This is a genomic window from Streptomyces sp. P9-2B-2 (assembly GCF_030406865.1).
GTDB classification, from domain to species: domain Bacteria; phylum Actinomycetota; class Actinomycetes; order Streptomycetales; family Streptomycetaceae; genus Streptomyces; species Streptomyces platensis.
Genome location: NZ_CP129126.1, coordinates 5,775,001 through 5,788,033 on the forward strand (window position 1 = coordinate 5,775,001; position 13,033 = coordinate 5,788,033).

A 13,033-nucleotide genomic window follows, 5' to 3' on the forward strand; every position below is an offset into this window, starting at 1 on the left:
GCACACCTCAGCCGTCAGGCCGTCAGCCCATTGATCATGCGGTCGAGAAGGCGGTCGAACACGGCCTGCGGTGCCGAGTCATGACCCGGCACCGCCAGGGCCTGCGCGAGGTGGGGATAGCTGCCCCCGGCGGCAACGGACCGGAGGTAGCGGTCCTGCGCGTCCAGGAGTTCACCGGAGGCGGGCCCACCGGCTTCCACCGCCCGCTCCTGGGCGAGTTCATAGGAAACGTGGCTGGCCACGAAGCCGGTGAGCAGGCTGAACGTCTCCAGTAGGGCCGGCGCCTCCAGCCCTACGGGGGCGAGGACGGCGAGGGCGTACTCCAGGGCGGCGAGCGCGTTCGGGCCGAGCGTCTGCCGGGCCGAGAGCGCCCCGGGGAGCCACGGATGGCGCCGCATGATCATGCGCTGCTCCTGCGCGAACTGCCGCAGGTCGGCCCGCCAGTTGCCGGACGGCGCAGCCGGCAGCCCGTGCTCGCCGCTCACCTGGTCGATCATCAGCTCCAGCAGCGTCTCCTTGGTGGGGACGTAGCTGTAGAGCGACATCGTGCCCGCCCCGATCCGGGCCGCGACCGCACGCATGGTGACCGCGGCGAGCCCTTCGGCATCGGCGAGGGCAATGGCCGCGGTGGTGATGGCGGCGCGGCTGTGGGCGGGCGGCCGCCCCCGCCGCGGGCGTTCGGCCTGCGACCAGAGCTGCTCGGGATCCACACCGGCACTACGGCCGGACGAGCCTGTACGGGGCACGGCAACCTCTCCTCACTCCTGGCGCCATCCAATCACCCCTCCTCTCACACACCGCACGCCGTACGGGAATTCGGCCGGCCGTCAGCTCTGCGCGACCGGCCGGACGACGACCTCGTTCACATCGACCGCGGCGGGCTGCTCGATGGCGAACGCGATGGCGCGGGCGATCGCGTCGGGCGGTATGGCGATGTCGTCCCGCATCTTCGTGATCTCCGCCCGGACCCGGCTGTTGCTGGACGCTTCGGCGAAGTCGGTGGCGGTCACCCCCGGCGAGACGGTGGTCACCCGCAGCGCATCGCCGGCCTCCTGGCGCAGCCCTTCACAGATCGCCCGGACCGCGAACTTGGTACCGGCGTAGACCGCCATGGCGGGGACGACACGAAAGGCGGCCGTGGAGGCGACGGTGACGAAGTGCCCGGTGCCCTGCGCACGGAAGACCGGCAGCGCGGCGGCGATGCCGTGCAGCACGCCCTTCACATTGACGTCGACCATCCGGTCCCACTCCTCGACGCGCAGATCATCGAGCGGCGAGATCGTGCCCACTCCGGCGTTGCTGACCAGGACATCGAGCCGCCCGAAACGCTCACCGGCCAGCGCGACCAGCGCCTCAAGATCCTCCCGCCGGGTCACATCGGTACGGAGCTGCACCGCCGCGCCACCCGCCCGCTCGATCCGCTCCACCACCTCCGCCAGCCGCTCGGACCGCCGCCCACCGAGAACCAGCCGCGCACCCCGCTCCGCGAGCAACAACGCGGTCGCCGCACCGATACCGCTGCCGGCTCCCGTAACAGCCACCACTTTTCCTTCAATTCCAGCGATTCCAGCGATTCCAGACATGGGGAATTTCCTTCCTTCTCGGGGGGAGAGGGGGCCGGGAGGGGCGCCGCAGCCCGTGGCACGCCGCGGCCGACCGCCGGAGCCGTGTCACGCCGCCATCCGTCCAGTCGCCGTCAGTCGCCGTCCGGCCTTCGCCCACCACCACCCTCCACCACCCTTAGCCTGGTATCCAGAACGTACTTATTCTGGAACTGAGGCTGCTATGCCACCGCCCCCGCCATCGGACCAACGCCACCAACTGGGTGCGTTCCTGCGCAGCCGCCGGGAACGCCTCACTCCGGCCGAGGTCGGCCTGCCGCAGACCGCCCGTCGCCGGACGCCGGGCCTGCGCCGGGAGGAGCTGGCGCTGCTGGCCGGCATCAGCGCCACCTGGTACACGTACCTGGAGCAAGGACGCGAGATCCGCGTCTCCGAACAGGTGCTGACCGCCCTGTCCACCGCACTACGGCTCGACCGCCACGAGCACGCCCACCTGCTCCAACTGGCCGGCCACGCTCCCGCGGACGCACCCGAGGACCGCGAACCGCTCACTCCCGAGGCCGCAGCCGTACCGCTCCTGCTCCAGCCGCACCCCACGTACCTCATCGACGGCACCTACGACGTCCTCAGCCACAACCAGGCGGCCGAAGCGCTCTTCCCCCGCCTCATCGACAACACGGCACAGCGCCCGCCCAACCTCCTCCGCTGGACGTTCCTCGAACCGGTGGCGCGCGACATCGTGCTCGACTGGGAACCGGAGGCCCGCGCCCTCCTCGCCCGCCTCCGCACCCAGTCCGAACGCCACCCCGCCGACCCGCGCTACCCCCGCCTCATCGACGAGCTGACCACCCACAGCCCCGAAGCACGCGCCTGGTGGCCCCACTACGAGATCCAGCCCCGCCACAGCGGCCACAAACGCCTACACCACCCCCAACACGGCCCGGTCGCATACGCCTACACGGCCTTCCACCTGGCCGAACAACCGGACCAGACCCTGGTGGTCTACGTCGATGCGGCGACGGCATCCGGGCAGCCGGTGCCGGGGAGTTGAGACCGTGGCGTGTCAGGACGCGCGGTGAAAGCGGCGGTGCAGTTCCCGCACCTGCTCCGCCAGGCCGGGAACCGGGCCCTCCACCACGAGGTCGGGAACGACGTCCCGGATCGGGAGGGCGCGCACGGGAGGGGCCGGAACGTCCAACTCGTCGCGCCAGGACGTCAGTTGCTGGGAAGAGCTCACGTACACGATGCGCCCCAGTCCGACCCAGCCGTGCGCGGCGGCGCACATCGGGCAGTGCTCACCGGAGGTGTAGACGGTCGCCGCCGTCCGTTCCTCGGGGGACAGGTTCGCCGCGGCCCAGCGCGCCAGCTCGAATTCCGGGTGACGGGTCCGGTCGCCCGAAGCCACCCGGTTGTGGTCCTCGGCGAGAACGCTCCCGTCCCCGCCGACGAGCACGGAGCCGAACGGTTCGTCGCCCGCCTCCAGCGCCTCGGTCGCCAGCTCCACGCAGCGGCGCAGGTACCGCAGTTCAGTCTCGTTCACAACGATGCTCCCCACACGCGGTCTCCAGGGATGCTAAGCCTTCGCGCGCCCTCGACATGCCGGGAATGGGCACCGCGCGGGCCCCGTCAACTGACGCGGTTGGCCGATGCCGCTACGCCGCCGACCGTTCGGCCTGCTCCGCCAGCCGGTGACTCACTCCACGGGCGGTTTCCTCACTCCACGGGCGGGTTTCCGCACTCCACGGTCAGCTCGGCCTCGATGAGGTCGGCCGCCCGCTGGGTGCCGCCCTCATCGGCCATCTCCCGCTGGATGGCCGCAAGACGCCGCGCCACCTCCGGGTCGTCGACAAGCGCGAGCACCGCCTCCCGCAAGGTGTCGGCATCCGCCTCGTCCATCGGCACATGGCGTGCCACCCCGAGCCCCTGAAGCATGTCCGCGTTACCGAACTGGTCGACGGCCTGCGGAACGGCCACCATGGGCGTGCCGGTTGCCAGACCCTCCTGGCTGCCCCCCGCCCCGGCATGCGTAATGAACGCATCGGCCTTCCTCAGGATCGCCAACTGAGGCACCCACGCCCGCACTTCCACGTTCCCAGGAATCTCCCCCAGCTCCTCGGCCGCGACATGCTTGCCCACCTGAAGCACAACATGCCAGCCCGGCAGATCACCGAACGCCTTGACACACTCGCGGTAAAAACCGGGCTGCTTGGTGAAGGACGAGCCGAGCGAAACCAGCAACACCCGCTCGGCACCCACGGGCCGCTCCCAGTCCCCCTGCGCCGCCCGCTCTCCCTGGCAGGCGCCAACAAAGGAGTGGACCTTCCCATCCACCCGCTCGGCATGCGGCTGCAGCGCCTTCGGGATGAGCACGATCGAACGCCCGGGCCGCCCGACGAACGGATCGGGATGCTGCGAAATCCCGTTCTCCATCAGCCAATTGGCGAACTTCTCGTAGTACGCCCGCCCCCGCTCGGTCGCCCTCGGCTCCGCCCACATCGGCTCGGCGACCTCCTCCTCATACCCCTCCCACGCCACGAGGTTCGGCGAGAGCGAGACCGCCGGCACCCCCCAGCGATGGGCGAGCACACGCGCCGGGTACGAGGTGATGTCATGCAGCACGAGATCCGGCTCATCACCTCGATAGGCCTCGATGAGCTGCGGCAGCACCTGGATCGCGTCGTCGAGAAACGGCTCGACGTTGTCGAGAAGCGTGGTCCCCCACGCTGACGGGTCGTCGTCGGGCGAGGGCAGCGTAGTGCGGTACAGGACAGGCTCGGCACCGGTCTCGGCAACCTTTTCCTCGAAAAGGTGCGGGATCGCGTACGTGACGCGGTGCCCACGGGCAACGAGCTCGCGGATCACTTCGAGGCTCGGGTTCACGTGCCCATGGGCGGCGATGGAGAACATGGCGATGTGGGCAGGTTTTTTGCGTTCCGGGTTCGTCATGGCCACACGGTAGGCGAGACGAAACGTCTCGTGCAATATGTTTCCGGTACGTGCCTCGTGGGGTGCTCGCCGGGCCGTTCATCGAACGGCTCCAGCCCGAGCCGCTCGGAGTGGAACCGCCGTAACCGCTCCAGATCCTGGGCCGGAAGCCTGGTCGCCACCCGCGCCAGAGAGGAAGCGGCGAAGGCTCTGCCGGGACCCGCCTGTGCCGCGCGTTCAGTGACCGGCGTGGGCCGAGCGGAGGACCGCCTTCGCTTGCCCGGCCGGCGCGGTCTGCCGGGTGGGGCGTCTAGCGGAAGATCCGGAAAGTTACTACCATGCGCACGATCAGGCCACCGCCGGGTCGGTCCGACGATCTTCCCTGGAAGGGCGGGAACACACTCCGCTGCAAGAGCTCCGTTCACATCTGGGAGGGAACGGTGTCGCAGTCCCGCAGGTTCTCGAGTCGTCTCACTGGCTGGTTTCCATCGGCCGCCCACTACACTGCGTGGCCCGTCCTGTTGAGCACGGTCGGCTCCTCAAGGGGGAGTGGTTCGCACCGCGGCAGGGAGATCCAGTGAAAGACGTCGGGTCGGTGCGTACTGTCGTATACCGGGAGGATGAGCCCAATCCTGGCGACTTCCAGGCCAGTGCGAGCATCGTGCAGGCGGGTTTCTTCTGCTGGGAGATCGCCACTGGCGAGGTGAGCTGCGATCCGCTCACCCTCGCGCTGCATGGCATGCCCGAGAGCGGCCCGTCGGGCATCTCGAGCTTCCTGGCCTCAGTGCACGAGTCCGATCTGGCCGATGTGCGGGATGCCTTGGGGCTGATATCGGAATCCTGCGGCAACTACCAGATCGAGTACCGCGTCACCTCCGACGACGGCCGGCACCGGTCCCTGGAAGCCCGGGGCCGCGTCCTGCCCGGCGCTGACGGGCTGCCGGCCCGCATGGTCGGAGTGGTCATGGACACCACGGCCGTCCATGAGCGCCACGAGGCGGAGAGGCGGCGGCTGTACGAGCGCGCGAGCCGTGACCGCTGGATGCAGGAGCTGACTGCGGCTCTGGCCGCCGCAGTGACGGTCAAGGACATCATGACCGCTGCACAGGCGGGACTGCGTACCTTCGGAGCGGATGCGCTGGCGGTGATCGCCCCGGAGGAGGACCGGTTGACCGTCGTCGCCTCGTGCGCCGACGACGAGCAGGGCGAGGACTCCATAGGAGTCCTCGACGCCACGGCCCGCACGCTCGTGAAGGAGTCACTCGACCGTAGGGCGCCCGTCCTCATCGGCTCCGAGGACGCGCTGCGCACCAGCTATCCGCACCTGGCACCGCTCGCGCCGTCGGCCCGGCAGGCGTGGGCGGCACTGCCGCTCACGGACTCGCGCGGCCGCGTCAGTTCCTGCCTCGTCAGTTTCCCCGAGCCGCAGGAATTCCTGCTCGAGGAGCGGGCCCTCCTGGTCGCCGCCATGGGACTGCTCGCCCAGTCACTGGAGCGAGCCGGCATGTACGAGTCGGAACACGCGCTCGCGACCGAGCTCCAACGTGGCATGCTGCCGCGCGGGCCGCTCACGGTGCCGGGTGTCACCATCGCCGCCCGCTACCAGGCCGCCACCTCCGGCATGTGGATCGGTGGCGACTGGTACGACGCCATCAGCCTGCCCGACGGCGGCGTGGCGCTGGTCATCGGAGATGTGCAGGGACACAGCGTGCACGCCGCGTCCCTCATGGGGCGGCTGCGCACCGCCGTGCACGCCTACGCGAACGAAGGACACCCGCCCGCGGCCGTCCTGGAACGCACCAACCGCCTGCTGACCGAGCTGAACACCGACCCGGACCGGGCCCTGTTCGCCACGTGCTGCTACCTCGCACTCACCCCGTCCGACGGAACGCTCCGGGTGTGCCGGGCGGGCCATCCGCCCCCAGCGCTGATCACGCCCCGCAAGCCGCCGCGCCTCCTGGAGGTCCCCGGCGGCCTCCCTCTGGGGATCGACCGGGAGCAGCGGTACCCGACCACCCGCCTGCGCATCGCTCCGGGCAGTGTGCTCGCGCTGACCACCGACGGCCTGCTCGAGGCCGTGAACAAGGACATCGACCAGGGCTTCGAGAGGTTTCTCCAGGGTCTGCGAGGGGCTCCCACGGCGGACCTGGAGACTGTTGTCGACAACCTCCTTGCCGGTACGCAGAAGGCTCACGGCCTGGGCGACGACGTCGCTGTGCTCCTGGCTCGTCTGAACAGGCCCGGTCGCCGCAACTGACCCGGGCCTGACCTGGCCTGTCCTCAACCAGCTTGGATCGCCGGGTACTTGTCTCCACGACCAACCGAATTTCCCGGTCTGTGGTGCTGCCCGGCGCAAGGCAAAGAGCACCAAAGAAACCAGGCCCCGGTCAAAGATCATTGACGGGCAGGGTAATTTACATCGGTGGTTGGGATTGCCTGGTCATGCTCCATGCGGGCCTTGGCGTGCTGCATCGGCAATGTCGCTGGATGTCGCGAACGGCAGAGAATTATCGAAAAGTGAGCTGACGTATGGAAAATTTCCGGATCCCGGCCCTTTACGTACCCGTACCGGCAGCGCTCAATCCGGAACTCCAGGAGGTCACGGCGGCCGCTGAGGCGTGGTTGGACGAGTTCGGTCTGGTGCCGACCGAGGAGGCGCGTCGGCATGTGCAGCGCACTCGTGTGGACCGGCTCACCGCGTGGCTGTGCCCGAACGCCTCACGGGAGGCGCTGACGCTGATCACCCAGTGGAACGGGTGGCTGTTCCAGTTGGACGACCAGTTCGACGACGACCCGGTGCGCGGTTACCGGCCCGAGCAGTGGCGGGAGGCGTTCGGGCCGTTGTTCGCCGTATTCGACGGAAACGTTACGGCTGGGCCACTGGCGCGTTCCTTGGCCGATCTGTGGCGCCGCACGACGGCTGTCCGTTCTTCCGCATGGCAGCGCAGATTCATCCCGCACCTGTTGTGGTATTTCGAAAGCTACCGGGCCGATATGATTCATCGGGAGGAAGGGCGAATACCCGGCCTCCAGCAATATCTCGCCCACCGCCGCGCCTCATTCGCATTCGACGCCGTCCTGGACCTGATGGAAATCGGTACCGGTGTGGACCTGCCCGACCAACTGCATGCGAACCCGGCCTTCGCGGACATGCGAGAGGCAGTGATCTATGCGAATGCCTGCATCAACGATCTCTACTCGCTGCCCAAAGAACTCGCCCATGACTATGCGTTCAACGCCGTCACGGTGATCTGCCACCATCACCGGTGCAGCCTCCAGGAGGCGGTGGAGCGCGTGGCCGTGATGCAGGCCGGATACGTCCAGCGCATCCTCGATCTTGAACGGGTCCTGCCCGCGCGGCTGGAGCGTTCCGGCCTTGCCGACGACGTCATCGCCGACGCGCTCCGCTGTGTCAGGGACTTCCACGCGCTCACCGCCGGGAACGTCGCTTGGTCGAAGGAGACCGGGCGCTATGCGGAGATAGAGGCCAAACCGACCTATCTGGCGGACTTGTTCATTCCGTAGGACCCGTCGGCCGTCGCCCAAGCGTGTCAGGGCGCACGACCTGTCATTCCCCGGTCGGTGCCGGGCGAGCCCTGTGGGGCATGAGGCCCCCGGTACGTCCCGAACGGGGTACTCAGCTTGACGCCCGTCCCTCCGATCCCTCAGTACCTCGCCGGGTTTTGGTCGAGGTACTGCTGGTGGCGGCGGCTGCGTGTCGATGTTGTGGTCCGGGACCTACCAGGCCCGCGGCCCCCTGCCACCCACAGGGCGTGCGTCGGGCCCGTGCGGTCCGGCCGGAAACACGGCTGCTCTGACGCTGCGGTGCCGGCGGCAACCCGAGCGAATCCAGTCGTGGCCCCTTACCCTTGACGTGGGGCACAGGTCAACCTCGCCGGGTGATGGAGATGCTCGACCTTTCCTCCGCGCTGTCCGATGTCCCGCCTCTACGGGGCCAGGCGCCATGGCCCCATCACGAATACGTCAAGGGTTGGGGTGTCTTCGGACTGCCTTTCGCATCCGGTCACGTCCTCGCCCTGCGCGTCTTTCCGGAGAACTGCTTCAGTCCCTACCGCACGCTGTGGCATCGCGACCCGAACGGCAGTTGGTCGATTTACGTCGACGGGCCACGACTGGACACCGCATGCCCCAGGTATTACGGCGCTGCCTGCGCCCACACCGGGTATGCCCGGATCGGGCTCACGTGGACGGGCCCTGCCACCTTGCGGGTGACGATGGATTCCCCCTCCCTGGACTGGACCCTCACTGCCTCCGCGACACGATTCCTTGGCCTCCTCAACGGCATCAGTGGGGCGCTGCCGCTCGCCACTTGGCGCTCTCGACTCCTGGTGCGGGCCCGCGAGCGCCTGGCTCGTGCGCTGGGAATGGGGGACCTTCAGCTCTCCGGCACGATGCCGAGCGGTCACACCGGAACGCTCATGCCACAGCGGATGTACTTCGTCGACGATTCGAGTGCCACATTCGAGGGCGTCGACCTCGGGCGCCCGGTCCAGCTGACGGAGAACCCGCGCATCGGTGACGTGCCCCTGCCGGCCCGTGGGGTTCTGGCCATCGGCCAGGCGGCATGGGAGATTCTCGACCCGGCGGAATACGAACGCACGCGTACCGAGACCGCCCGGGATCTCTCCCTCCCGGGAGAGGGCGGTCCCGAGGGGCGAAAAGCTGATTGAGCCCCGCACTGCGTAGATACGGAAGGGCCCTCTCTGAGGCCGGCATCGCAGTTGCACTTGGGTCAGCCGTTGTCAGGGGTGCTGATGACGACAAGCGGCACGACTGTCGCCGCCCAGAAGGCCACGACCAGAACGCTGAATAGTCGCTGTCTCACAGGCACTCACCGCCCGTTGGCGTCACGCGCCAGAACCGCGTGACGGTCTCGCGGTACCCGCGGTGCGAGGGGTGTTGGCCGGTATGCGAGAAGGCCCAGTCTCGTGCGGTCTTGAATTCTTCCGAGGGATCTGCTGCGGCGTCGCAGGACATGCACTCCAACTCGTGCACCATCTCCGGGGCTTCCGGAGCGGTCTCCGGTCCCATCGTCCATCTGAGGTAGCGGAAGACGGACCTGGTCACAGTCCACTCCTGCTGTGAGCGTTGAGTTCTGCCACTCGTGAGCTCAGATCGTCACGGGAACCGAGTGCGCGTAGGTCCTGCGGACGTGCGTCCCATTCGATCCCGCCTTGGGGCGGACGCAGTTGTACGTGCGACCACATGACGTCCATGACCCGGCCGACCCGGCCGCTCCTGGTGTCCAGCGTCAAAGTGCCCACCGCAGGGGCTTTCTTGTCGCTCATGCAAGGAGGATCACGGCGACGCCCAGGACGTAGGAACCTCGCCCAAAACCCATTTTGGGACGTCCCAGAGGAGGTAGAACGTCCCTAGCAACGTCCCAACTTCCAGGGAGAGACTGCGGATGCCGAACGAGAGGCTTCGAGCCGCCATGGCAGCCGGAGGGTGGACCCATGCCACCCTCGCAGCCAGGGCCCAGGTGGACCCCAAGTCCGTTGAGCGGTGGGTCAACTTGGGTCGGACCCCGCGACGGGCGACGGCCCTGCTGGCGGCTGAGACGTTAGGAGAAGACGTGCATGCACTTTGGCCGGCGCTCAGGCAAGCACGCTCTGCCCGCGCTGTCAGCTCCGAGCTGGTCGCGTTGTACGACCAGCGCGCGGACGTTCCCGTTTCCACGTTCACGGACATGCTGGCGGAGGGCCGCGAGAACATCGACGTACTCGTCTACGCGGCGGTCTTCCTGCACGAGGGGTTTCCCCGCCTGAACGATCTGCTCCGCGAGCGCGCCGCCGAAGGGTGCTCTGTCCGCATCGCGTTGGGTGATGCGGAGAGCGAAAACGTGCGGCAGCGCGGCGAGGAGGAACGGTTCGGGCACGGCATCGAATCGCGTTGCCGGCTGGCCCTCATGCACTACCGGCCGCTCCTCGGGGTACCCGGAGTCGAGATCCGGACCCACGGAACCACGCTGTACAACTCCATCTACCGGGCGGACGATCAGCTCCTGGCCAATGCCCATGTCTGGGGCGTGAACGCCTATGGAGCACCGGTATGGCACCTTCGTCGCAACGGGGATGGTGGCATCTTCGACACCTATGCCCAGAGCTTCGACGCGGTCTGGACGACGGCGAAGCCTGTACCCGAGGAGTGAACCCTGTCGCGCACCGAGTATTACGACGATCCCGATGCCCCCGAGCCCAACAGTCTCGTCGTTGCCGCTTCAGCCGTGGTGCCCGACGACGAGGGCCGCATCCTGCTCCAGCGGCGCCGGGACAACGACCTCTGGGCCCTGCCCGGCGGCGGCATGGAGATGACCGACTCCCTTCCCGGCACCGCGGTCCGGGAGGTCAAGGAGGAGACCGGGCTGGATGTGGAGATCACGGGGCTGGTGGGGACGTACACCGATCCCCGTCATGTGATCGCCTATACCGACGGGGAGGTGCGGCGGCAGTTCAACGTGTGCTTTACCGCGCGTGTCGTCGGGGGGCAGCTTGCCATCTCGGATGAGTCGACGGAGCTGCGGTTCATCCACCCCGATGAGATCGGCGATCTCCCGATGCACCACACGCAGGAGCTGCGTATTCGACACTTCCTGGAGCGTCGGGAGCGCCCCTACCTGGGGTGACGACTCCGAGGTCAGTCCCTGGCCGGAGCCATGCCCACCTGGCAGCTCACGCTCGTCCCTAACGGGTTGTGTTGGCCCGTGATTGGCTCGCCCGGTCAGTGGATGACGACGCCTGGGACAAGGGCGGCGAGGCCGGAGACAAAGCTCCCTACGCCTGCGAGCGTGACGATGATGGCCTTGCCGTCCGAGAACAGGCCCGAGCAGAAGGCGCGTAGCTGGCGTCGGAGGACCAACACCTTGAGTTTCTCCCAGCGGTGCTGGCCGACCTGCGGACATCCCATGAGAAGTCCCGAAGCATTGTTCCGGCAGCCGTCATCTCTCCCTCGGACCGGAGCACCACACGTAACAGGGGCTCGGAAGAAGCACCACGCGGTAGTGACTGCTGAGAGCACGATCACCACGACTGGTCCTGCCGCATGGTTGATCCACGCGGCGATCAGCAGAAGGCCACTTAGGACCCCCCACCACTTGCCCAGACCACCAAGCCCTTTTCCTGCTGCCCCCGAGGTTGCCATAGCCTGCATTTTGGTGGGTCTGCTCCCGCCGTCTGTACGGTGCTGCCCCTCCTTGGCTAGAAAGCGGCGCAGGTAGGCGGATGCGTGCTGGTTGCGGGATTTGCCTGGCTATGTCATCCGTGCCAAGCGGGGCGTTAGTCCGTACGCCCTGTTCCGGCCGAGATTCCCAAGGCCAGTCCTCGACGGGCGCGACCCCGTCGGACACGGGCCCCAGCCGCCTTCAGAAAGATACTGCTGGTGCGTGCCCTCACTTGCTCATCGTTCGATGAAGCGGGGGTCCGTCCATGCGGTGATCGGTTGGTCGGCGACTGAGTAGATCTCCAGGGCGGAAAGGTAGCCGCCCTCGGTGCAGACCATGACGCCGGCCGAGTACGGGGCGTCGTACCAGGCATCCACGGCCGGATTGTCATGCGACGGCGCAGGAGCCGCCGCCGTACGGTCCACTTCCAGATCGACCGTCACGCAGCCGCAGCCACACCTGCCCACCACCCGTGTGTGGGGAAGCTGGGCCAGCAGGGCGTTGCTCACCGGATCCGAGCCGGCCAGCAGCGCCTGCAGCGTCGCCGTGGCTTCCGGCGACAGTTGCTCAGCCATCCGCCCTTGCCACGCCGATCGGGCAAGAGACGCCCGTCCCGCCGACGCCGCAGTACCCGGCCGGGTTCTTGTCCAAGTACTGCTGGTGGTAGCCCTCCGCCGGGTAGAACGGGCGGCCGGTGGCGGGGAGGATTTCGGTGGTGATGTCGCCGTGGCCGGCGTTGCGCAGGACGGTGCGGTAGGCGTCGCGGGAGGCTTCGGCGGCCTGTTGCTGGGCGGGGGAGTGGGTGTAGATGGCGGAGCGGTATTGGGTGCCTACGTCGTTGCCCTGGCGGAAGCCCTGGGTGGGGTCGTGGGACTCCCAGAAGAGCTTCAGGAGGGTCGTGTACGGGACGACCTTGGGGTCGTAGACGACGCGGACGGCCTCGGTGTGGCCGGTGTGGCCGCTACAGACCTCTTCGTAGGTGGGGTTCGGGGTGTGGCCGCCCTGGTAGCCGACCAGGGTGGTCCAGACGCCCTCGGTCTGCCAGAACTTCCGCTCGGCGCCCCAGAAGCAGCCCAGCCCGAAGTCGGCGATCTCCAGGCCGTCCGGGTACGGGCCGAGCAGCGGGTTGCCGAGGACGGTGTGCCGGTCGGGGACGGCGAAGGCCCGCTCGGGGCGGCCTTCCAGCGCCTCCTCCGGGGTGGGGAGCTGGTTCTTGAAGCGGGAGAACAGCACGGGGATCAGCTCCTGAGGGTGAGGAAGGGAAGGGGGGCGACCTGGCGGGCGCTGGGGCGGGGGCGGTGTGCGTACGGCTGCACTGGGAGGAACGCCCGCAGGGCAATAGGCATTCCGGCCTCCGAACTCAGTT

General features: G+C 68.1%; 13 protein-coding genes and 1 pseudogene. 6 read left to right on the forward strand and 8 right to left on the reverse strand.

Going from position 1 to position 13,033, the window contains the following annotated elements:
- Positions 1-14: 14 nt before the first annotated feature.
- Positions 15-710, reverse strand: a complete 696-nt coding sequence (locus tag QT196_RS25490; protein WP_290356719.1) for a TetR/AcrR family transcriptional regulator C-terminal domain-containing protein — start codon at positions 708-710, stop codon at positions 15-17.
- A gap of 117 nt (positions 711-827) precedes the next feature.
- Positions 828-1,565 (reverse strand): SDR family oxidoreductase, encoded by a 738-nt coding sequence (locus tag QT196_RS25495; RefSeq protein WP_290356720.1) that lies wholly within the window; start codon positions 1,563-1,565, stop codon positions 828-830.
- 220 nt (positions 1,566-1,785) lie between these two features.
- Between QT196_RS25495 and QT196_RS25500 the strand changes: the two genes are divergently transcribed.
- On the forward strand, positions 1,786-2,613 hold the full coding sequence (locus tag QT196_RS25500) for a helix-turn-helix transcriptional regulator (protein ID WP_266733867.1): 828 nt from the start codon (positions 1,786-1,788) through the stop codon (positions 2,611-2,613).
- A gap of 12 nt (positions 2,614-2,625) precedes the next feature.
- Here QT196_RS25500 and QT196_RS25505 read toward each other — a convergent pair whose 3' ends face one another.
- The 3 genes and pseudogenes from QT196_RS25505 to QT196_RS25515 all read right to left on the reverse strand — a co-directional run.
- Complete coding sequence (locus tag QT196_RS25505) at positions 2,626-3,108, reverse strand: nucleoside deaminase (RefSeq protein WP_266734429.1); 483 nt, start codon at positions 3,106-3,108, stop codon at positions 2,626-2,628.
- Between the two features lie 167 nt (positions 3,109-3,275).
- Positions 3,276-4,508: a macrolide-inactivating glycosyltransferase gene (gene mgt, locus QT196_RS25510; RefSeq protein ID WP_290355770.1), complete on the reverse strand. Its 1,233-nt coding sequence runs from the start codon at positions 4,506-4,508 to the stop codon at positions 3,276-3,278.
- A gap of 68 nt (positions 4,509-4,576) precedes the next feature.
- A pseudogene (locus tag QT196_RS25515) lies at positions 4,577-4,678 on the reverse strand (VOC family protein); the annotation flags it as partial.
- A gap of 404 nt (positions 4,679-5,082) precedes the next feature.
- On the opposite strand from QT196_RS25515, the gene QT196_RS25520 reads away from it, so the two are divergent.
- The 5 genes from QT196_RS25520 to QT196_RS25540 all read left to right on the forward strand — a co-directional run bounded on the left by QT196_RS25520 (position 5,083) and on the right by QT196_RS25540 (position 11,133).
- Complete coding sequence (locus QT196_RS25520) at positions 5,083-6,744, forward strand: SpoIIE family protein phosphatase (protein WP_168481134.1); 1,662 nt, start codon at positions 5,083-5,085, stop codon at positions 6,742-6,744.
- Positions 6,745-7,016: 272 nt separating this feature from the next.
- On the forward strand, positions 7,017-8,012 hold the full coding sequence (locus tag QT196_RS25525; RefSeq protein ID WP_290355771.1) for a hypothetical protein: 996 nt from the start codon (positions 7,017-7,019) through the stop codon (positions 8,010-8,012).
- A gap of 374 nt (positions 8,013-8,386) precedes the next feature.
- Positions 8,387-9,178: a hypothetical protein gene (locus QT196_RS25530; protein ID WP_290355772.1), complete on the forward strand. Its 792-nt coding sequence runs from the start codon at positions 8,387-8,389 to the stop codon at positions 9,176-9,178.
- 737 nt (positions 9,179-9,915) lie between these two features.
- A complete protein-coding gene (locus tag QT196_RS25535; protein WP_168481137.1) occupies positions 9,916-10,659 on the forward strand; it encodes a helix-turn-helix domain-containing protein in 744 nt (247 codons plus the stop codon).
- Positions 10,660-10,662: 3 nt separating this feature from the next.
- Positions 10,663-11,133, forward strand: a complete 471-nt coding sequence (locus QT196_RS25540; RefSeq protein WP_168483981.1) for an NUDIX domain-containing protein — start codon at positions 10,663-10,665, stop codon at positions 11,131-11,133.
- Positions 11,134-11,228: 95 nt separating this feature from the next.
- Here QT196_RS25540 and QT196_RS25545 read toward each other — a convergent pair whose 3' ends face one another.
- The 3 genes from QT196_RS25545 to msrA form a co-directional block, all read right to left on the reverse strand.
- Positions 11,229-11,414: a hypothetical protein gene (locus tag QT196_RS25545; RefSeq protein ID WP_290355773.1), complete on the reverse strand. Its 186-nt coding sequence runs from the start codon at positions 11,412-11,414 to the stop codon at positions 11,229-11,231.
- Between the two features lie 489 nt (positions 11,415-11,903).
- Positions 11,904-12,242 (reverse strand): hypothetical protein, encoded by a 339-nt coding sequence (locus tag QT196_RS25550; protein WP_168481139.1) that lies wholly within the window; start codon positions 12,240-12,242, stop codon positions 11,904-11,906.
- Positions 12,235-12,900 (reverse strand): peptide-methionine (S)-S-oxide reductase MsrA, encoded by a 666-nt coding sequence (msrA, locus tag QT196_RS25555; RefSeq protein WP_168481140.1) that lies wholly within the window; start codon positions 12,898-12,900, stop codon positions 12,235-12,237. The genes QT196_RS25550 and msrA overlap by 8 nt, the downstream gene beginning before the upstream one ends.
- Positions 12,901-13,033: the final 133 nt, after the last annotated feature.

Bases quoted from the DNA above. Each gene is read 5' to 3' on its own strand.
- QT196_RS25500 (WP_266733867.1), top strand. From the start codon at position 1,786: ATGCCACCGCCCCCGCCATCGGACCAACGCCACCAACTGGGTGCGTTC.
- mgt (WP_290355770.1), bottom strand. From the start codon at position 4,508: ATGACGAACCCGGAACGCAAAAAACCTGCCCACATCGCCATGTTCTCC.
- QT196_RS25525 (WP_290355771.1), top strand. From the start codon at position 7,017: ATGGAAAATTTCCGGATCCCGGCCCTTTACGTACCCGTACCGGCAGCG.
- QT196_RS25535 (WP_168481137.1), top strand. From the start codon at position 9,916: ATGCCGAACGAGAGGCTTCGAGCCGCCATGGCAGCCGGAGGGTGGACC.
- QT196_RS25545 (WP_290355773.1), bottom strand. From the start codon at position 11,414: ATGGGATGTCCGCAGGTCGGCCAGCACCGCTGGGAGAAACTCAAGGTG.
- QT196_RS25550 (WP_168481139.1), bottom strand. From the start codon at position 12,242: ATGGCTGAGCAACTGTCGCCGGAAGCCACGGCGACGCTGCAGGCGCTG.